Annotated in this window: 16 protein-coding genes and 2 pseudogenes; 11 read left to right on the top strand and 7 right to left on the bottom strand. The window is 55.9% G+C overall.

What is annotated here, in order from left to right; translation table 11 throughout:
• The first annotated feature begins 207 nt into the window (after positions 1–207).
• On the top strand, positions 208–414 hold the full coding sequence (locus tag ACFQL3_RS00260) for a hypothetical protein (RefSeq protein WP_377050327.1): 207 nt from the start codon (positions 208–210) through the stop codon (positions 412–414).
• A 116-nt stretch (positions 415–530) separates the two neighbouring features.
• Here ACFQL3_RS00260 and lhgO read toward each other — a convergent pair whose 3' ends face one another.
• The 3 genes from lhgO to ACFQL3_RS00245 form a co-directional block, all read right to left on the bottom strand.
• On the bottom strand, positions 531–1,751 hold the full coding sequence (lhgO, locus tag ACFQL3_RS00255; RefSeq protein WP_377050325.1) for an L-2-hydroxyglutarate oxidase: 1,221 nt from the start codon (positions 1,749–1,751) through the stop codon (positions 531–533).
• A gap of 730 nt (positions 1,752–2,481) precedes the next feature.
• A complete protein-coding gene (locus ACFQL3_RS00250) occupies positions 2,482–2,757 on the bottom strand; it encodes a VanZ family protein (RefSeq protein ID WP_377050323.1) in 276 nt (91 codons plus the stop codon).
• 379 nt (positions 2,758–3,136) lie between these two features.
• Positions 3,137–3,307 (bottom strand): hypothetical protein, encoded by a 171-nt coding sequence (locus ACFQL3_RS00245; RefSeq protein ID WP_377050321.1) that lies wholly within the window; start codon positions 3,305–3,307, stop codon positions 3,137–3,139.
• Between the two features lie 263 nt (positions 3,308–3,570).
• On the opposite strand from ACFQL3_RS00245, the gene ACFQL3_RS00240 reads away from it, so the two are divergent.
• Positions 3,571–4,209, top strand: a complete 639-nt coding sequence (locus tag ACFQL3_RS00240) for an IS6 family transposase (protein ID WP_377050319.1) — start codon at positions 3,571–3,573, stop codon at positions 4,207–4,209.
• A 63-nt stretch (positions 4,210–4,272) separates the two neighbouring features.
• Here the strand turns inward: ACFQL3_RS00240 and ACFQL3_RS00235 are convergent, their stop codons facing one another.
• The gene (locus ACFQL3_RS00235) at positions 4,273–5,532 is read right to left on the bottom strand and encodes an inorganic phosphate transporter (RefSeq protein ID WP_377050317.1); all 1,260 of its coding nucleotides are present in this window, start codon (positions 5,530–5,532) and stop codon (positions 4,273–4,275) included.
• Between the two features lie 103 nt (positions 5,533–5,635).
• Positions 5,636–6,436: a hypothetical protein gene (locus ACFQL3_RS00230; protein WP_377050315.1), complete on the bottom strand. Its 801-nt coding sequence runs from the start codon at positions 6,434–6,436 to the stop codon at positions 5,636–5,638.
• A gap of 115 nt (positions 6,437–6,551) precedes the next feature.
• Here ACFQL3_RS00230 and ACFQL3_RS00225 point away from each other — a divergent pair, with 115 nt between their 5' ends.
• Entirely contained in the window at positions 6,552–7,040 is a 489-nt protein-coding gene (locus ACFQL3_RS00225) for an ArsR family transcriptional regulator (protein ID WP_377050313.1), read from the top strand.
• Positions 7,041–7,043: 3 nt separating this feature from the next.
• Here ACFQL3_RS00225 and ACFQL3_RS00220 read toward each other — a convergent pair.
• Positions 7,044–7,248, bottom strand: a pseudogene (locus tag ACFQL3_RS00220) (hypothetical protein); the annotation flags it as partial.
• Between the two features lie 810 nt (positions 7,249–8,058).
• On the opposite strand from ACFQL3_RS00220, the gene ACFQL3_RS00215 reads away from it, so the two are divergent.
• Positions 8,059–8,355 carry a hypothetical protein gene (locus tag ACFQL3_RS00215; RefSeq protein ID WP_377050311.1) on the top strand — a complete coding sequence of 99 codons (297 nt, stop codon included), beginning with the start codon at positions 8,059–8,061 and terminating at the stop codon, positions 8,353–8,355.
• Between the two features lie 38 nt (positions 8,356–8,393).
• On the top strand, positions 8,394–8,573 hold the full coding sequence (locus tag ACFQL3_RS00210; protein WP_377050309.1) for a hypothetical protein: 180 nt from the start codon (positions 8,394–8,396) through the stop codon (positions 8,571–8,573).
• A 143-nt stretch (positions 8,574–8,716) separates the two neighbouring features.
• Here ACFQL3_RS00210 and ACFQL3_RS00205 read toward each other — a convergent pair whose 3' ends face one another.
• Positions 8,717–9,277 (bottom strand): HNH endonuclease, encoded by a 561-nt coding sequence (locus ACFQL3_RS00205; protein ID WP_377050307.1) that lies wholly within the window; start codon positions 9,275–9,277, stop codon positions 8,717–8,719.
• Between the two features lie 705 nt (positions 9,278–9,982).
• Between ACFQL3_RS00205 and ACFQL3_RS00200 the strand changes: the two genes are divergently transcribed.
• From ACFQL3_RS00200 to ACFQL3_RS00175, 6 genes and pseudogenes are all read left to right on the top strand, one after another.
• Entirely contained in the window at positions 9,983–10,633 is a 651-nt protein-coding gene (locus ACFQL3_RS00200; RefSeq protein ID WP_377050305.1) for a hypothetical protein, read from the top strand.
• Between the two features lie 314 nt (positions 10,634–10,947).
• Positions 10,948–13,125 (top strand): PAS domain S-box protein, encoded by a 2,178-nt coding sequence (locus tag ACFQL3_RS00195; protein ID WP_377050303.1) that lies wholly within the window; start codon positions 10,948–10,950, stop codon positions 13,123–13,125.
• Positions 13,126–13,348: 223 nt separating this feature from the next.
• A complete protein-coding gene (locus tag ACFQL3_RS00190) occupies positions 13,349–14,821 on the top strand; it encodes an MBL fold metallo-hydrolase (protein ID WP_377050301.1) in 1,473 nt (490 codons plus the stop codon).
• 3 nt (positions 14,822–14,824) lie between these two features.
• Entirely contained in the window at positions 14,825–15,103 is a 279-nt protein-coding gene (locus ACFQL3_RS00185) for a DUF3006 domain-containing protein (protein ID WP_377050299.1), read from the top strand.
• 829 nt (positions 15,104–15,932) lie between these two features.
• Positions 15,933–16,600 (top strand): annotated as a pseudogene (locus ACFQL3_RS00180) (helix-turn-helix domain-containing protein).
• A gap of 109 nt (positions 16,601–16,709) precedes the next feature.
• Entirely contained in the window at positions 16,710–18,866 is a 2,157-nt protein-coding gene (locus ACFQL3_RS00175) for a PAS domain S-box protein (protein WP_377050297.1), read from the top strand.
• Positions 18,867–18,969 lie beyond the last annotated feature (103 nt).

The raw sequence follows: 18,969 nt of genomic DNA, 5'->3' as shown, positions 1-18,969 counted from the left end.
CGGTGGAACGCTTCAGGACAACCACACGAAACGTTCGCACGTATGACAGTATGTCTTCGAATCAAGTTCCCATTGTCGTAACGGAACTGGGTCATCGGATGAGAAGGACGCGGTAGTTCACCCAGTCGTCCTGTATCGCCTGGATGCCACGGGCGAATGATTGTTCCAGTACCTAGCATATTTGTTTTCGCAATAGTGTTCCCAAATATGGACGACGTTCCAATCGAAGAGCGGATTAACGTGATCGAGAGGCGTTTGCTCTACGTTCTCGCGATGTTTGTCGGCGCGTACGTACTTGCTGGGGCTTGGATACTTGTCGAGTTCGACGTTGTAACAGTTTGGGGCGCTGGCTTCGGGCTCTTTACTCTCCTGACCATCGTATTGATCGTCGGGATATACCGCCATCGTGTTTAATTAAGCGAGTTACATCACCCGGTGAAGGGGGCGCGACGACCGGCGATATCGTCAGTCGAGAGGATATCGGTATCGGACTGGATACGTTCTGTACGACCCAGCACGCGACACCTCACTCATTCGAACCGACTGAGAACCTCACTCGCAAGATGGTCGCCGAAGGGCAAAGAGGACGTCAGTCCTGGCGACACGACGTTGAGCACGTGGGTGGACCGTGAGCCGTGCTTAAACAGCGGATCTTTGACGAGTGTCCCGTCACTACGGACGATTTGGGCCCGGATGCCTGCGTAGCTTTTTCGGAAATCATCGGGTTCGACTTCGGGCACCAGTTTCTGTGCTGCATCGACGAATGCCGTCTTCCGGTATGACTTGTTCAGTTCAGTAATCCCGACGTTGATCATCTTGAGAGACGTGAACAGTTTCCAGAATCCGCTGTAGCCAAGCACGTCGAGGACTTCGGAGAGATCGAACTGCGTGTTCGCATACGCCTCACGGCCGAACGCGAGGACGGCGTTCGGTCCGATAATAACTTTATCGTCGGTCCGCCGGGTGTAGTGTACGCCCAAGAAGGGAAGATCCGGATCAGGCGTCGGATAGATCATTGATTGTACGAGGTGGCGCTTCTCCGGGACGAGTTCGTAATACTCACCACGGAAAGGAACGATCCTGTACTCCTGTCCGACCCCCATCTGATGAGCAAGTGTATCCGCGTACAGGCCCGCCGTATTGACTAGGTACGAACTGGTAATCGTCCCGTTTGAGGTTCGGATCTGATGGGTGCTGTCGTTAGTCTCGATCGTCTCGACTTCGTAGCCGCTAAAGAAGTCCACGCCCGCATTTTCCGCATCACCAGCGAGCGAGTAGACGTATTTCTGTGAGTCAACCGATGCGGCTTCGGGACAGTAGAGGGCGGCCTCCCCGACGGCATGCGGTTCGTGCTCTCGAATCGCAGCCTGGCTTTCGAGAAGGTCGGTCTCGACGCCGTTTTCGGTGGCCTGGTGCTGGATCTCAGTGAGACGTCGTCGTTCTTCGTGGTCGGTTGCGACGACCAGTACGCCGAGTTCATCGAGGGGCAGATCGTTGGTATCAAAGTACTCCTTCATTCGTCGAGTGCCTTCAGAGGCGAACTGGGCTTTCAACGATCCGGGTGGGTAATTGAATCCAGGATGAAGGACGCCGGAGTTTCGGCCGCTCTGGTGTTCCGCTAGGTGGTGTTCTTTTTCGATGACGCAGATGTCTAACGCCGAGTCTCGCGCCAGATAGTACGCGACTGAGCACCCGATACAGCCACCACCGACGATCGCAACGTCGTACGTCTCCATACTCTGAAGTTGCATACTGCCTCCTTGAGGATTCGGGTGGCCTGATAGCTCACGACTTCGTCGACTACGTTTCACGGATTCGGGACGAACTGGGTGGTCCAGTTGACACTATCTTTAACAGCGAGAGGGTCCCGCCCTTCCCGTGAGGCGAGACTGTTCCGACGCTTTGGTGGAACCGAGCCCCGAACAGGGCGTTAACAAATCGCAGAGCGATTTGTTCGCACACCAGAACTCTACGACTTCTGGGGACGGGCCTGAATCGCGTCAACTTCCACTCCGCCTTCTTCGGAGTTATGCCCGCCGGGGCCGTACACAAACCCAACAACCTCGGAGCACTACGTAGTGGGGCGGCAAAGCGCACGGCCACAGCGCACGGGACCTCTCGATCAACAGGCAGGGATCACTCCGAAGATCAATATTGCTGTAATAGTTCGAGGAAGCGAAGCGTCTACTTCGGGACCGGCAGGCCGGCACCGGGAGTGGCTGGATGCCCTGGGCTTCATCCGCCGGGTCGGTGGAGTTCGCGAGTTGACTAACGAGGGGAGAACGCTGGTTAGAGATGCGAGCATACGAGAGGGGAACCGACACCGAACGCGCACCCGGATCCCCTTTTATACATCAACTGACTATCCTGTCTAGTCGAGGTTCGAGCTCTTGCGACCGATACGGTGATAGTGCTCGACGGCGACGTGTTGCTCCTCGGACGGGCACATCCATCCCAGTCATCCTGACTGCTGTGCCCTCCTCACTGACATTCGTCAGTCGACGTCTCGTTCACAGCGTACCAGCCAATAGCGGCGAGGATTGCACCGACCAAGCTAGCAAGGACGTCTATCGGCTCGAACGCTCGTCCAGGAACCCGCTTCTGAAGCCGACCCGTGACGAGGCTGTGCGTTGTTGAGATACACACTGCAAGGACGGCGGCCCCTCCGTCAGTACGTCGACCAGCGCTGATTGCGTTTGCCAGGGCCACCACATAGCCTGCATGGCCGATGAGATGCAGGAGTTTGTCGGGACCCACCCACTTCCATCCCGGATGACGTCTGAGAGGAGATGGCAGAACTGAGGCGACGAGAAGCACAACTGTGCTAACGGCAACCGCCCCCCAGCGAGAGCTAAGCGATCGATTGCACATAGTCTACCTGCGTGCCGCGGTTCTTTGACGTCGATGATCTGTGATCGGACTCCATTGACTCGAAGAAACATGACGCCTCGATATGAACTTTGGTGGTCGTTCCATCGTATGAGTAATCACCCGAGCATTCCTTCCCCGAGTTCGTTTCGTATGGGCAGGTCAGGCGGCATGTAGGTAGCTACCCCCAGCGACTTCCGTTGCGGGTCGAGCCGCTCTAGGACGGCGGGCAGTCGGTGGGGTCTGCAGCCGGACCAACGCCCGTCGTTCAGTCCCGGTCGATGCTCTCGACGACCTCCCCGGCCTCCTCCCACTCCTCATCGAGTGCCCGTCGACGCAGACGGACGGGGCCGCCGGGCTGCTTCCCGGTCGTCAGTTCGTACAGCATCGCTTGGTCTTCGTTCCGGCCCTCGGCGTGGAATACGCTCTCTTTGCTCACCTCGACCTCATCGAAGAAGGCGCGAACCGTCTCGCCGTCCTCAATGTGGAGCTCTCATTCCCCCGCGCCGATCTTCCCCATTGTCAGTGCGATTTCGTCCAGCGGCATATCTTACCTATGGCCCTCCATAGACGAAAGCCCATCACCTCTGTACCGAGGCGTCACCCTCTCGATGCCTTCCAGACATACACTCACAAAAGATTAACAGCGCCCCTCGCGGTCGTGTTAAGTTAGGAACGAGGCGGTCGAAGATTCGGATGTTCATGGCCGAAACCGACCGCCTCAACGAATCTACAGACTGGATCGACTTGGAGTTTGTGCAGCGTGAGAGGACACCCCCGCAGCTCATTAAAAAGGGTATTCGCCACCATCTTGCGGGCCTATCACTCTCGAATACAGTTGTGTTACTTGAGGAGTCGGGTGTCAAACGCAGTCGCACTGCGGTTCACAACTGGGTTCAAAAAGCGGATTTACAGCCGAGCGGCGGTGAGAATCTGGATCGAGTTGCGGTCGATCAAAAATCGATCCGGATCAACGACGAGCAATACTGGCTGTACACCGCGGTTGATCCTGAATCCAACAAAATTCTCCATTCACGACTGTTCCCAACGTATACGGTGCCGATTGCACGAGAGTTTCTCACTGAACTGACCGAGAAACACGCCGTCACAGACGCCGTGTTTCTCGTCGATGACGCAGATGACCTCATCGCCGGCCTTCGACGAGAAAATCTCAGCTACCGCGTCCAGCAACACGACTTTCGAAACGCCGTCGAACGTGTCTTTCGTGAGGTAGAACGACGAACATCTTCGTTTTCAAACTGCTTCAGCCACGTTGATCCAGACACCGCAGAATCATGGCTACAAGCTCACGCCGTCTGGTGGAATCAATGGCTAAGTTAACACCGCCCCGCGCCCGAGGTTGTTTACCCACGACTGAGGCCGATGGACAGACGAGGTATTCTCTTAGCCGAGAAGTAAAAACAAGGCATAGGCCCCCACGAGGGACATCATCGGCGTGATCACCCAGAGTGTTACGACGCGAGCTGCCGCTGCGTGGTGGAACAGGCCTTCGGCGGACAGTTCCCCCGGGTCTTTTTCACCGATACTAGACACATCATCCCCGGATGCCTGCTGCCTATCCGGGTGAGGAGTCTCGCCTTCAGCGAGTTCGCCCACAGTCGGGCCCGCAGCGACCCCCTTGTTGCCTTCAACTGGGTGAAGTTTGAGTGCACCAGTCGTAAACTTTGGAGCGGATTCATCGGCAGGGGACTGTGTGACTATTTCTGCGAGCGTCCGCTGTCGGCTTGCACGGCCCCACCCGAGCCCAATGATACAACTGGTCGTACTCACGGCGAGACTAGCTGGAATTCCGAGCCACGAGAGGACGGTGATGATCGTCGCACCCACGGTCGAAACAATGAGCGCTGCCAGAATCGGCATCTCAGTAATATCGTTGCCAACGGTCGCCAGCGTCCGCCGGGCAATTGTGAAGCCACCCACGCTGATGGCCCCGACTGCGAGGAGAATCGCCGGGCTGGGGTCGAGGGAACCGTTGCCGACGAGCGGGGCGACTGCGTTCGCCGCGTTCGAGGCTCCGGCGCTGAACCCCATATAGCAGGCAATTACCACTACAAGCGCCGACCCGATCAGATCCCGAGGTGCCACGTTATCGTTGACCGATAGCCGTGGGAGCCTCCCCTGGGTATCGATTGCGATCAACGGGTTCGTGAGGCGACCAAATTCGAATTTGGCGTCGAGGTGCGGGTACAGATATCTGCCGATAAACGCACCTGTAAAGACAGCGATCAGTGGGGCAACGATCCATGCCGACAGGATGGTGAACATCAGGGCAGTGTTGAGCGTCCCCGTTGCTAATCCAAGTCCGACGATTGCTGCGACGGCTGTCATCGAGGTTGACGCCGGGACACCGTAGACGTTCGAGATCAGGAGTGCGAGCCCGGTAAAAAAGAGGACGCCGACGCTCGCTTCGGGTGTAAAGGCTGTTGCATCGACGATTTCGGTACTCATCGTCGTGATGACCTTCCGCCCAATCGTCCACGCTCCGAGGAACGCGAACACGGTAAACAGGGCTCCGGCGGTGACTTTTCTAACGGCCCGACTGCCGACTGCCGGACCGAAGGCAACACCGGTTGATGACCCGCCGATATTGTACCCGACGAACACCGCCACCAGCAATCCCACGAGAATTAGTAATTCTGCCACGTGTGTGTGTATATGTGGTCAGTTCGCATGCGAAAAAATAGTGGCGTTTCGCTACTGAACTGTTGGCTACGACCGATAGACACAGTAAGTAGGGTGGGGTAGTTCACGGTTCGTTACGCGCTTCCCACTCCGGGCGTGGTGTCGGCGACGGAAGCTCGGAAACTGCAGTTCGGAGTTCCTCCTCAGCAGACCATGGAAAGCACTGGGCGTGTAATTCGAATTTGCGGAACTTGTTCAGATGGACCCAACTGTACTTCGCAGGTTCGTCTCCCTCCACCGCTCGGTCGTCGATAACATCCCAGACCTCTTTTTCAGTAACGTCGATCCCAGACTCTTGTGCGCGGTCGACGAGCGCGTCGATCTTCGAATGGACCTCATCTTGCTTCAACTCATCCGTGAACGCAATTTCGAGCGCAGCTTGAGTGACGTGATGTTTCGATGTGAGATTTGCGTCAGTCACCCACGCGTAGTCGCGTGGAAACACGTACGATTTGTCGAAATACGGCGGGTCATCGATCTCGCCTAATTCCGGTGCTTCACCCCCGCCTTCCTTTTCGAAGACACCAACGATGTAGTCGCTGTAGGTTGCCAACAAAGAGAACATGATATCGAACGTATTGAGCCGCTCAGTTGGCAGCTCCAGGAGATCCCCCATAATGAACGGGTACGCGCCGAGTTGCTTGGTGAGTTCGTTCTGCACAGCACGGAGACGGCGGATGTAGGGATCACGATAGCTGCCGAGAATAAAATACGATGTTCGCTGGCTCCAGAGATACGGCAGTTCATGTTGGGCGAACTGCCAGATCTCACGCTTTTCCGCTGGTTCGAGTTCGATACCGCCGACCGCTTCGTGGACCACTGCCATAATGTTCGCAGCGTCAGGCGGGGGGCTGGGATCAGTCATTGGCTGCTGGTTCGAACCACACCACTATGTCTCTTCTGAATCACTTTGGTATTTTCAAGAATAACCAACTTGGATCACCCTAACTGTTATTGCCTCGCTCCTCGTACGGATATGTATGAGCGAAACCCACACTGGCGCGGCCGATGCGGGGCCGTTCGCGGAGCAGCAGCGACTGTTCAAGCTGCTGTCCCAAGAGACGCGCCACCTCATCATCCAGGAGCTGCTGGGCCATCCTGCACACCTCATGTCGCTCGCTGAACTCGAATACATGACTGGCAAGAGCCAAGCGGCCATCAAAGACCAGCTTGAGACACTGAGCGACGCCGGGCTCCTTGCACGCTATACGTACGAACCCAGTCAAGACAAACGCGATCTCCCCTCGCAGTTCTACGGGTTCACAGAGAGAGGTGTCGAGGTCCTTCACGATTACAAGTATCTCCGGGGGCTCCCGGTCGCTCGCGCCCTCTACGAGAACACGCGTAAGACCGAGAAAATCGAACGCCACGAATCGGCCCCGCGTCCAGAGCTACCAACGGCTGTTGCAGAAGCACTCGAGTTTGACGAACCCGATCTCGACACCGTTGATGCCGGTACAAACCGGTAGTTCACCTGGTTTCAGCAACTCGGCGAACGTCTCGAAACTGGCCGCGGTGTTGATCTCGGCGATCACTTCGACGTCCGGATTCAGATAGTTACATTCAGTCATCAGATCGGCCATCGTCACTTCCTTGTACTCGGTTTCGTGCTCGCGGGTGGTCAGCGAGACGCCGGTCTCATGGGGGAGGCGGAGCTCGTGAGCCCTCGTCGACGGCAGGTCAGATCCCTACTTCGGCCCATACATCATAATCAGATTCAGGGCAAGAAATCGCTTTATTTGGAGTCTAAACCGAATATGTAGCGTTTCAGATCGATCCTATCTGTTCCAACGGACCGCTAATTACTGATACAGCCGCAATTGCAAGCCAACTAGGACGGGCGCTCGAACGCCACTCCCCAGTCGGGGAGCGACGAAGAAACGCCTGGAGCGGGCGGCTATCGCTCGAATGGACGTACCACCATGTGCTCAACGACGTCGATATACAGGCACCCATAGCCTCATAATCGGATCCCCTCGTGCGATTTCGGGGATGTTCGACGACGACGACGGCTCCAAGCAGACACCCCAAGCGTCCGAAACAGCCAGAAACAGGCGCGAGATGCGCTTTACTCCACGGCCTGGCTATCGCGTCAGCACGACTTCGTCACGACATCCGTCCTAGTTCACCCTCACAAACCCCTTTCAGCACCGCTCTTGCGGTGCAAAATGCCGATTATGAACACCACGTGACTATCGCACTGGCGTCTAGCTACCGTTTTGACGCCGTGTGATGGCTCATACCGGCTATGATCCGATATTCATCGACGTCCAGTCCAGCATGCGATACCCTATATTGCTCAGTGTGAAAACTGAGTGAGCCGCTACCGGAGCCACAGTTACTGTCGTTGACACCGCTAGCGAGTGTCGCAACCGGTCGAACAAAACCCCGTGGGCTGCGTCGAGAGCGACTCCGATCGTACCGATCTCAGCGGTCTCAACGTGCGACAGGCCATCGATTTTCCAAACCCGGACCCCACCGTTCGTCTTGGCACCGTGGGAGGGGAGTGACCTGCTTGCCAGTACCGCGATCGTCATTGAGGTGAATGATCAGATTCCCCAACCTGCCGCAACGGAACCGATTCTGTCTCGTATTCGTACGAGCCTTCGCCAGGAGTCGTTGTTCGATGAGGAACGCCACAATCGAAACCAGCGCCGCATTGAGATGGCGCTTGCCCCGATCAGTATTTTCGACGAGAACGGGGACACGATCTGGGCCATCACTGCCGTTTTGGAACTCCTCGGACTAGATACCCGTGCGAAACTACCGGCCGACACCCGATGAACGCTTATCCCGTTCGGCCGGCTAATAGAAAACAACCGATGGGATTCTTCGAAAGTGTCGGGCGACAGGTCGAGCAATTCAAACAGACCGCGAAGGAAGCAGCCGACGACAACGCGGACTGGCAGTGTCAGTCCTGTCAGGCGCGGTTCAATGCCACCGACGACCAGTGCCCGGAATGCGGATCGAAGGAGATCGTCTCGACGAAGGCAGAGGAGTGATTACCGACGTCGTCGGTGTTGTTACTTACTCTCTCTTGATCGAGTCATCTATCACCTCGATCTAGCAGACGTCTCCAAGGTCAGATGATGAAACTAATCGAACGAGAGTACCACGGCTCTCACTTTCCAGAGCAAAAGTAGATCTACACCCATGCGAGTCCCGCGTTATGCTCCGCGAGATATCCGGGGCTCAGACTCTTCTCGGGAAGTGCGACTCGTTCACCAGCCTGCTGAATAATCGTTCGCTGCAAGAGATCGCTTTCCGTTTCGAAGGACGGGTTCACGCGCAACCGATAGTCGCAGTCGATCGTGAACAGTTCACGGTCGAACGCTGCGTGATGTGTCTTACTCAGCGGTAAGACGTTCGTTAGATCCGCCCGGTGATCTGGGTGCTCACTCCACGCTAACACGTGCGCGACGTCCAGTAGCCCCGGGTGGTCAACACCTGAGACCGGGCATGTTCGGTCATACCGAGAAATCACTGTCGCACGGAACTCAGGATCAACCGCACGGGCGTGAATTGTCGTCGTGTACGTCCCAGCACTCAGTTCGTCGTCGATCATCGACGGTTTCCAGTCCGAATCACTCCATTCCGCAACCGCACTCTCCACGAACGATCGCCCCTCGTCCGTCAATGCGAACATGTCCGAGCGCTCCTCGACGAGATCCATGCTCCGCAACCAGTTCACTCGCTGTCTCGCCATGTCGGTCTCTCCACGACTCCACCCTAACTCAGGATGCGTGTCCAACTGCTGTTCACTTACCGTCTCGAGTGTCATTGATCCAGCAGACAACGCATACAGGAGACTCCGTAGCCCAACGTTCCGATCACACATTATACGGAGCAGTGTCGCTATCTCTCCCTGTGCCATATATTCCTGACCAGCATCTCCCAGTACCCACTGTTCACCCACCTGGTGCAAGAAGCCGACCTGTTGAAGATAGCTGACCCGCCGCATGATCGACTGCCGACTGGATACGTTCGAAAACGTTCCACGATGCCATCCGACGAGCTCATCCGACGTCGGATGATGTGCCTCGACAAACTGAAGAATCGCATTCAGCGTTGTAACGTATCGTGTTGCACCGCCAAACATTGGTACGATACTGCGCAGTCGATCCGTACTCATACAAAAACGGTATCCCGGACAGATGATGATCCTTTCCCTGACAGATAGACGTGTACAGAGATGATTCCCTGTCACAATTGGTGGCGATTGATCACCGGTGGTTCGCAGCTGCATGTGTATACGCTCCGGTCTACATAGACAACTCAAGTGACGTGATCTCCCCTGGTAAGTCGTCGAAGGACAGTAGTCCACTTGAGCAAACGTACGGTAACGTTGAGCATAGCAGAGACTACAATATCGTCGATAAATTGACATTGGTTAGTAACGTTGGAGCCAATAATGCCTTTTGTTGGCCGTTTTCGAGGAACTATCGTTTTTCCGGGATGGGTATCAGACGGAACTACAGTTATCTGTCCGAAGTGCGAGGAAGAGATGTTCGTCAGAGGTGGGCCGCAGACGGATCGGCTTCGTCACTTCGTGCATTACCCCGACAGCCGGAAGTGTAGCGGCGAGTCAGAGGAACATCGTCGGTGGAAGCACCTGGTGTTCCGTGCACTACACGATTTGCATCTTCCCAACCAAGAATCGCTCTTTTTCTGCATGGAAGGGAAGCTCGATGTCTCACATACTCCAACGGATCCAACTACCCGACACGCCGATGTGCTTCTTCGATTCGGTGCGCAGCACGATCAGTTCGGGGATGGAATCGCCTTCGAGATCCAACATCGAAACGAAGAGAAGGATCTCCACGCCGCTACGTATGATTATCTCGTCAATGGATACAGCGTGCTGTGGGTGACTCGAAATACGTTCACAAATGCGTTGTTTGACGCGGCGAAGGCGATTGCCGAGAGCGACGCCGACCGGATGTTCTTCCGCGAACGTAGTGTATCGCTTCCCGAATTCGACGAATTTCGTCAGTGGGACTTCGAGCAACTCGCGGGACTTCTTGACGGCACGCAATCACGCCTTCCGTTATACGCTGAATGAGGAGGCTCTGATAGCCCTACGTTGGGAATGAACAGGTAGATCCGAGTAGCCGGATAGGGTGTCATAGAACGGTCGCACAACCGATTCGCAACTACCCTCAATCGGTCAGTATAGCGTACACACATACCGCGACGATTGACAACCTGTCTGGAATCGATCAGAACATTGGTGTAACATACAGAGCGTAAAGTCAGTATCAGAACGTTTTTATTTTGAATATTTAAATATGAATTAATTTTTCGGTATCGACAAGGCCAATTTCAGTCCTGATTCTGCTACAGTAGGTTTTTGATGATAGTAACACTTTGTAGATTATGCCACTCAGTTCTCATCAAGATATTCAGATTCTCCACGTCGATGACGACCCCTCCATCACGGACCTAACAGGGACGTTTCTCGAACGCGAGGACGACCGCTTCGCTGTCCAGACAGCGACCAGTGCCGACGAGGGGTTGGAGAATATTAATGACCGCCCGCCTGACTGCGTCGTCTCGGATTACAACATGCCCGGCACGGATGGCATCGAATTCCTGCAGGCTGTCCGAGAGGAGTATCCCGACCTCCCGTTTATTCTCTTCACCGGCGAGGGCAGCGAGACAGTCGCCAGTGACGCCATTGCTGCCGGTGTCACCGACTATCTCCAGAAGGGGAGCGGCACCGAACGGTATGAACTCTTGGCCAACCGGATCCGCAACGCCGTTCGGGCCCGCGGCGAGGCCGAGCGGGCCGACAGACAAGAACAATTGATGCGATTGACAGAATTCGCAGGCGACACCGGCGGGTTCGAGTTTGACAGAGAGAGCAACACGATTCTGTTGACCGCTGGCACCCGGCGAATCATCGGGCGTCCCGACACATTCGAAATCACTCTTGAGGAAGCGCTCGAACTGTTCCGCCCGGACGACCGCGAGGGCATTCAGCAAACACTCGACAGAGCCTTCGAAACTGGCGAGGAACTGCACGATAGGTGGCGACTCCAGCAAGACGACGGCAACGAGCGCCTTCTGGACATCACGATCACTCCAGTCGTCGAAAACGGTGAGGTAACGAAACTCCGCGGGTCTGGCAACGACATCACCGACCGCAAAGAACGCGAACGGGAACTCGCAGCGGAACGACGGTTCATCGAGCAGGCACTCGACACACTCGATGACCTGTTCTACGTGCTCGACACGGACGGCAGCCTCCGACGGTGGAACAACCAGGTTCCGGAAACGACGGGGTATGCCGACTCGGAACTGGCCGATATGCAGGCTATCGAATTGTTTCCCAAAGACGACCGCCCGACAATCGCCGACGCGATCCAAACGGCTGTCTCAGGTGAACCAGTCACTGTCGAAGCTAACCTGCTCACTGCCGACGGCGAGCGGCTTCCCTACGAGTTCACCGGCGCACAGTTGATCGACGCTGATGGGAATACGACCGGAATAGTCGGTATCGGACGAAATCTAACCGGGAATAAAAACCGCGAGTATCGAGCGCTTGCCGAAGAATACGAGGCGCTGCTGGAAACATCCGGAGACGCGGTATTCATGCTCGATGTGGATACAACTGGCGAGGATCCAGCGTTCGAGTTCGCCCGACTCAGTCCTGGCTATGAGACGCAGACCGGAATCTCAACCGAGGAAGTTCGAGGGAAAACACCGCAAGCGGTCTTCGGCAGCGAACGAGGTGCCGAACTCGAAGCCAACTACACTCGATGCGTTGAGCAGCGCGCGCCGATATCGTACCGTGAAGAGCTCAACATCGCTGAAGATGCTCGGATTTGGGAGACAAGCCTCGCGCCAGTCATTATCGATGGCGATGTCATTCGGATCGTGGGTATTGCCCGGAACGTGACTGACCAGGTCGAACGAGAGCGCGAAATACAAACACAGAACGAGCGCTTGGAGGAGTTCACCAGCGTAGTCAGCCACGATTTGCGGAACCCACTCAGCGTGGCCGAAGGACGGTTGGAACTGATTCGGGACGTGTGTGAGAGTGACCATATCGACGACGTCGCACAGGCACTTGGCCGGATGGACACGCTCATCGAGGACATGCTGACACTGGCACAAGAGGCTGAGCAAATCGATGAGACCGAAGTGATTGGCCTGGCGAACATCGTCAAGAGTAGCTGGCAAACCGCGAACACAGAACAGGCAGTACTCGAAATCGAGACGTCTCAGTCTGTCGAAGGCGACCGGAACCGGCTCCAGCAACTGTTCGAGAATCTCTATCGCAACGCAGTCGAACACGGCGGTGACGGCGTGACAGTGTCTGTCGGATCGATGGACGACGGCTTCTACGTGGCGGACACGGGCCCCGGCATACCCGAAAGTGAGCGTGAGGAGGTCTTCGAGGCAGGATACTCAACGAATGAGGACGGAACTGGGTTCGGCCTGAGAATCGTCGAACAAATTGCCGACGCGCATGGGTGGGAGATTACCGTGACTGAGAGCAAAGGGGGCGGGGCCCGCTCTGAAATTACCGGTGTCCAAAAAGCTGAGTGACCCATACGCGCCTTACATCTTGCATACCAAGACATTTATTATATTTATCTAGTAGTTCCCTCACCGGTCAGTTCGCAGCTCTGTTTAACAGTAGTCTCAGTCCATTGTCTCTGAAAGAGGTGTTAGAGACAGCCATTCCGAAGGGACCATGCTACAGGTTTGGCGCTACCACTACTACCGTCCCGGACGGAACACTCAAACACTGCCCCTGAATACACCGAGTATGAAACGAGCGATCCTCATAATCGCCGTAGTGCTGCTCGTCGGTCTTGCCGGATGTACGACTAGCACCGGCGAGACCGAGGACGTGATCGACGACCCGCAGGCGGTGGGAGACGCCGTCGAAATCGTCGACCTGAACGTCGCGGACGTCTCACCCGGCGAGGAGTCCATCGTCCTCGAAAACACCGCCGATAAGCCCGCCGACCTCTCCGGATTCGAGCTCCGTGACCGAGAGGGCGGCCAAGTCGATGGCGGCCTCTCGCCCTTTTCGTTTCCCAGTGAGTTCGTCCTCGAACCCGGGGAGACAGTGAAAGTAACGACCGGAGACGGCGAGGCAACGGAGACCGAGCTGTACTGGGGATACAACGTCAACATCTGGCGAGGCGACGGCGACGTGGTTCGACTCGTCGACGCCGATGGCCAGGTCGTGATGGAGCACGCCTACGGCGACATGGTGGGAACCGAGTCGGACAGCGACGCCGGCGATGAGACCGACGACACCGATGACGAGACCGACGACGAGAGCGATGGCGACACACAGAGTACTGTTGAAGGCGAACTCGAAGTTCACCACATCGACGTCGGGCAGGGCGACTCGACCCTCATCGTCACGCCGGCCAACGAGACGATCCTGATCGACAGCGGCGACTGGTGCCAGAACGGCAGTGAGGTGATCGACTACCTCGAAGCACAGGAGATCGACCGGATCGACCACCTGGTCGCGACGCACGCCGACGCCGACCACATCGGCGGCCACGCTGCTGTGATCGAGCATTTCGAGACGAACGGTGAGGGCATTGGGACCGCGTACGATTCGGGCGTGCCCTCGAGTTCGGCGACCTACACTAACTACCTCGATGCCATCGACGAGCACGACGTCGAACTCCTTCTCGTCGAACGAGGTGACGAACTGCCGCTTGCGGGGACCGTCTCCGCGCAGGTGTTGCACCCGCCCACGGAGACCGGCAGCGACGTCAACGAGAACAGTATCGTGCTGACGTTCGATATCGGCGAGTTCCAGTACGTGACAACCGGCGACATCGACACCGATGTCGAACAACAACTGATCGAGGAACAAGGAAGCGATCTCGAGGGCGACGTGTACAAAGTCGGCCATCACGGGTCCTCGACCTCCTCCAGCGAGGCCTTGCTGGACACCATGACTCCCGAGACGGCCATCATTTCGAGCGCCTACGACTCACAGTACGGCCATCCGAACGACGTCGTGCTCGACCGATTCGCCGACCGGGATATCGAGACGTACTGGACGGGCGTCCACGGCGATATCGTGGTCCGAACCGATGGGACGGCGACTGCTATCGAGACCCAGGAGTCGTTCTCGACGGCTCCCGAGGATATCCTCGAGGAGACGCCCGACGCCGACGACACGGCGAACCTTCAGCCACCCAGCCCGCTTGTTGCAGGGAGTTCGGGCAGTGGGATTGATGGGACTGTCGCGTCTGTTGTGGGGTGAACAATGGAGGGGACTTACACTGCCGTTGTCGACCGGATCGAAGATGGCGATATCGCCGTGATCCTGCTCGAGGAGGATGGGGAGGTAATCGAGCAACTGGATATCGCGGCTGATCGTCTGCCCGAACCCGCTCAAACGGATGGGGGCGTGCTTTCGGTGACGCTCGAAGCGGGGGAGATCGTCTCGATGGAGTACCAACCGGAGGTAACACGAGACCGCCGCGAGTCCGCTCAAGAGAAGCTGGATCGGCTGTCCGAGCGGTTGTCCGATCGCGAGGAGTGATTAATATCCGGGGGACATCCTCGCCCGCCGTGAACGGCGGGATTCTCTCGCTGCTGAAAAGTAGGAACCGACCGTTCACCCGACTGGTTCCGATTACTGTCTCATTGTTTGGGGCGGACAGGCCGCCATCGTAGGACTGGCGGGAATCGGTCCGTTCCTAACCGATTCCTGCTCCTGAGTAGGCTTGCCTGTCAGTTCAAAACACGGATTGAGAAATCTCGGAGGGGCCAGTAAACGTAGACTGATTCCGAGTTGTCGGATTCAGCCTGCGTTAACGAGACCGCAGGTCTCGTTCCCACACCAGAAATCTGTGATGTCTGGGGGCAGCTAAAGCCGCAGGTATTCTCCTTGCTATTTATAAGCAGGTTATACGCTTAAGCTACAGAACAATGCGGTTACGAGTCTTCTATTCAGTTGTATGACACAGAGAAACCATGCTGATGATCAAGACAGAGCTACTGAATCAAAAATCTACCTCCCTGCCGGGGTCACCCCGTCGTCCGAAGCCAGTTGGTTTGAGTACATCTGGACAACGCTGTTCAGCCGTCGCATCTGAAAAAGGGGATAGAACTGCGAACGAGTCCGTTGAACCAGCTAATTCAAGAGTGAAGTGTGTGATTTCTGAATTGATCTTCCGCTCTGACGAGACACATGAGACGTGAAAAAATTGAACCCCATCCTCGCATTCAAGAATTACGACTGACCGACTCAGTTAAGCCACCACACGACCTCCGTATAAGCCCGGTAACAAGCATCGCAATATATTTACATCAAGTATCTCAAATATAATCCTAACACCTAATGTACGAAACCATCACTTTACAGAACAATGACCGATATTAAAGCCGTTGTCCGGGCCGAGCATCCTGACATAGTGCTCACACAGTCAGTCAGTCACGATCGAAGTTCAGAAAGTCAAGTCGGTGTCAGAGGCTGGAACTGACCCGACGTCGGGGAAGTTCTTTTATTACATAGAATCATCTGATTTCCAGCGGTTCGAGGACGGGTTACGGAATGATAGTACCATTGGCGAATTCTGAACGAGTTATTGAAACCAGAGACAAGGAGGCGATATATAGCTTTGAGTATACAGACAAAGCGAAGATCCTCTCACCAGTAATTTCGGCCGCGAATGGTGTTATCCTCGACATGGAAAACGATGGAAGCGCCTGGATCCTAACAGTATGGATGCCCGAGCGAACGGATCTAGTTCATCTTTGGGACTATGCACAACAGCACGACATTGATATCGATTTGCTGCGCGTGAATGAATACGCTAGTTTGGGGAATACGGACGCCGGGTTGACCGATAGCCAGCGAGAAGCACTCCTCGCCGCATTCGAATCGGGGTACTTCGAAGAACCACGGAACGCAACTCTCAGCGAGGTCGCCGCTGATCTGGATATCTCTCAACCTGCAGCAAGTGGTCTGCTTCGACGTGGAATCAAGCGACTCATCATATCTTCCCTGATGGATGAGAGTGAAACGCCAGATTGATCAGCGGGACTCGGTGCAGTGGCAACGGTGAGTTCTCCACTTCTCAGAAAGTTCAAGTGCTACGGAGCTAATCAATAAACCAATTAATGCTTGCGGACGAGTAAGCAGTATGAACGGTGATAGAAGAGTCCGTAAGAACTCAACAATCCTTCCGGACTCGAAAACTATCGATATCCTCCATATCGATGACGACCCCAGTTTCGCCGGGCTTGTCGCCACCTTCCTTGAACATGAACGTGACTGTTTCAATGTCCGCAGTATAACAGACTCTCGCGATGCCCTAGACGTTCTCAAAGAGAACGAGTCGTCTGTTGATTGTATCGTGAGCGACTACGAGATGCCGGGCGTAGACGGTTTGGAGGTACTGGAACGAGTACGTGAGTCCTATCCAGATCTTCCGTTTATCCTCTTCACTGGAAAAGGTAGTGAGGAGATCGCTAGCGAAGCCATCACGGCAGGCGTCACTGACTATCTCCAGAAGACCACTAGCACGGACCAGTATGGCGTCCTCGCGAATCGCGTGCAGAACGCTGTCGAAGGATACTGGGCCGAACGGTACATGAACCGTGGTCTCGAAGCCATCGAAACCGCACACGACGGCATCAGCATTCTTGATGACGATGGCTACATCGAGTACGCGAATTCCGCCTGTGCGGAGCTTCTCGGCTACGAACCCGAGGAGCTTATCGGCCTCCATTGGGAAACGTTCTACCACGACGAGGATGTCGATCACGTCTACGACGTCCTCCTTCCGGAGGCACGCGATGGGCGTTGGCACGGCACTACGTCGTTCGTCCGGAAGCACGGCGAACCAATCGACCTCGAGCACACGCTCTCGTTTACTACCGATAACTCGCTGATCTGTACACTCACGCCACCACAAGCGACTGATGCGGGGACGCTGCATCTATCGGCGAAAGAGCAAGCAATGGATGAGGCTCCGATCGGGATTCTATTGACGGACCCCAACCAGGAGGATAACCCGATTATCTACGCGAACGACGAATTCACGGCACTCACTGGCTACGAGAAACACGAGGTGTTTGGGCAGAACTGTCGATTCCTCCAGGGCGATGGCACTGATGATGAGCCAGTCGAGGAGCTTCGAAGAGCCATTGATAATCGCGAGCCGGTAACCGTCGAGGTGCGGAACTACCGGAAGGACGGCACGGAATTCTGGAATCGCGTCCGCATCGCACCACTGTATGACGCTGACGGCGATGTCGATCTCTTTGTCGGATTCCAGGACGACGTTACGGAGCACAAGAGGTACGAACAACGGTTACAGTCCCATACCGCGCGTCTCGAGGCGCTGTTCGAGCATTCGCCGGATATGTTTATAATCCACGACTTCGACGGCGTCATCCGGGATGCCAACCAGCGACTGTGTGACGAACTCGGATACACTGAAGACGAACTGATCGGACAGTATGTCTGGGATCTCGATCCAACGGCCGATCCGGAGCGCGCGTCGTCATTCTGGGAGTCACTCCCGCCGAATACCCCGCGTCGATTCGAGGGAAAACTCGAACGGAAAGACGGGTCCACATTCCCCATCGAAATCCACCTTATCCGTCTCAACTTGGATGGAGAGGATCGGATCGTGGCGATGGACCGTGACATCAGTGACCAGAAGCGACGCGAGCGTGAACTCGTCCAGCAGAACGAGCGGTTGGACCGATTCACGAGTGTCGTAAGTCACGATCTCCGGAACCCGTTACAGCTCGCGAAAGGCCGCCTGGAGTTACTGCGAGAGGACTGCGACAGCGACAACATCGACGAGATCGACTACGCGTTGGGCCGGATGGATGCCCTGATCGACGATTTACTGGCGCTCGCGCAGGCCGGGGAAGCAGTAATGGACCTCGAAGCAGTCCAGTTGCCGGACGTCGCCCAGCTATGCTGGGGAACACTATCGACAAAGGATGCGACGCTCTCGATTGAGACAGACCGTACCATCGAGGCAGATCCCGATCAGCTCCAACAGCTCGTACTAAATCTGTTCCAGAATGCCGTCGAACACGGCGGGCCAGACGTAACAGTGACGATTGGGAACACAGATACTGGCTTCTATGTTGCTGATGACGGGGGCGGACTCCCCGACTCAGAGAGTACGAACGTGTTCGAAGCGGGATATACGACCGCTGACGACGGGACCGGATTCGGGCTGGGTATCGTCAAGGAAGTCGTTGACCGACACGACTGGGAGATCACTGCCACAAACGGTCCCGACGGTGGTGCTCGTTTCGAGATTGAAATCACGTGACCGTCCGGTACGTCGGTAGATGCGGGCACGCTCGATACTGATAGTCCTGTATCTCCCCTGTGGGGTTCACTTTTTCTCTGACAGTAGGTTTCGCTCCCGTGAC

Origin of the sequence: Natronoarchaeum sp. GCM10025321 (assembly GCF_042663585.1) — an archaeon.
Taxonomy (GTDB): domain Archaea; phylum Halobacteriota; class Halobacteria; order Halobacteriales; family Natronoarchaeaceae; genus Natranaeroarchaeum.
The sequence above is the reverse complement of the archived record's forward strand: the minus strand, read 5'-3'. Positions and strand labels throughout refer to the sequence as shown.

Coding starts and splice junctions, on each gene's coding strand:
- ACFQL3_RS00260 (WP_377050327.1), top strand. CDS start 208: ATGGACGACGTTCCAATCGAAGAGCGGATTAACGTGATCGAGAGGCGT.
- lhgO (WP_377050325.1), bottom strand. CDS start 1,751: ATGCAACTTCAGAGTATGGAGACGTACGACGTTGCGATCGTCGGTGGT.
- ACFQL3_RS00240 (WP_377050319.1), top strand. CDS start 3,571: ATGGCCGAAACCGACCGCCTCAACGAATCTACAGACTGGATCGACTTG.
- ACFQL3_RS00230 (WP_377050315.1), bottom strand. CDS start 6,436: ATGACTGATCCCAGCCCCCCGCCTGACGCTGCGAACATTATGGCAGTG.
- ACFQL3_RS00225 (WP_377050313.1), top strand. CDS start 6,552: ATGAGCGAAACCCACACTGGCGCGGCCGATGCGGGGCCGTTCGCGGAG.
- ACFQL3_RS00210 (WP_377050309.1), top strand. CDS start 8,394: ATGGGATTCTTCGAAAGTGTCGGGCGACAGGTCGAGCAATTCAAACAG.
- ACFQL3_RS00205 (WP_377050307.1), bottom strand. CDS start 9,277: ATGGCGAGACAGCGAGTGAACTGGTTGCGGAGCATGGATCTCGTCGAG.
- ACFQL3_RS00200 (WP_377050305.1), top strand. CDS start 9,983: ATGCCTTTTGTTGGCCGTTTTCGAGGAACTATCGTTTTTCCGGGATGG.
- ACFQL3_RS00195 (WP_377050303.1), top strand. CDS start 10,948: ATGCCACTCAGTTCTCATCAAGATATTCAGATTCTCCACGTCGATGAC.
- ACFQL3_RS00190 (WP_377050301.1), top strand. CDS start 13,349: ATGAAACGAGCGATCCTCATAATCGCCGTAGTGCTGCTCGTCGGTCTT.
- ACFQL3_RS00185 (WP_377050299.1), top strand. CDS start 14,825: ATGGAGGGGACTTACACTGCCGTTGTCGACCGGATCGAAGATGGCGAT.
- ACFQL3_RS00175 (WP_377050297.1), top strand. CDS start 16,710: ATGAACGGTGATAGAAGAGTCCGTAAGAACTCAACAATCCTTCCGGAC.